Source organism: Candidatus Cardinium sp. cByotN1, from assembly GCF_022810525.1.
In the GTDB taxonomy this organism is placed as follows: Bacteria; Bacteroidota; Bacteroidia; order Cytophagales; family Amoebophilaceae; genus Cardinium.
In genome coordinates this window covers 1-572 of the sequence record NZ_JAACGG010000197.1, presented here as the reverse complement: position 1 = coordinate 572, position 572 = coordinate 1, and the positions used below count along the sequence as shown (strand labels likewise).

Here is a 572-nt window from a genome sequence, read left to right as displayed (position 1 = left end):
GATACTACTGATCATCTATTTAAAAACTGCTATTCTGCTTAATAATCAATGAAATAAAATCCTTAAGTAGAGGCCATTGATCGCTCAGCTAGTTGGAATCTAATCTTGATTAGTGTGTTATATCCTCCTGACATGGCTTGTCTTTCTCTACTTCATCCAATTTTGCTATAATAGCAGATTTTAGCTTGTCATTTATTTTAGACTCTCTCGTCATACTTCGGACATCTTCACCTTCCTCAGTTTTGATACATATATCTGCCCCATTGTTTATGAGAAGATTAACTTTTTCTTCTTGTTCTTGAGGATCATCAAGATTAGCGGATACTAGTATCATTAGGGTTGTAATGTTATTATTGAATTGTGCATTCACATTTGCTTTTTTCTCTTTTATTAAATACTCGCAAATTTTTATGCTTGCGCGTGTTATTGCATACATCAATAGCGTTTGATCGTCTTCAGTTTTTGCATTTACATTTAGGCCTTTACCAACCCAATACTTTACCCTGTCTAGTGACCAATGATTCGACCAAAGGTCTGTCCGTATTTTTTCACTTAAGACCATAGGATCTGCT

1 protein-coding gene is annotated in these 572 nt (G+C 34.6%); it reads right to left on the bottom strand.

From position 1 onward, the window contains the following. Positions 1–109: 109 nt before the first annotated feature. On the bottom strand, positions 110–572 hold a 463-nt coding region (locus MUW73_RS04390), incomplete at its 5' end, for an ankyrin repeat domain-containing protein (protein WP_243575322.1).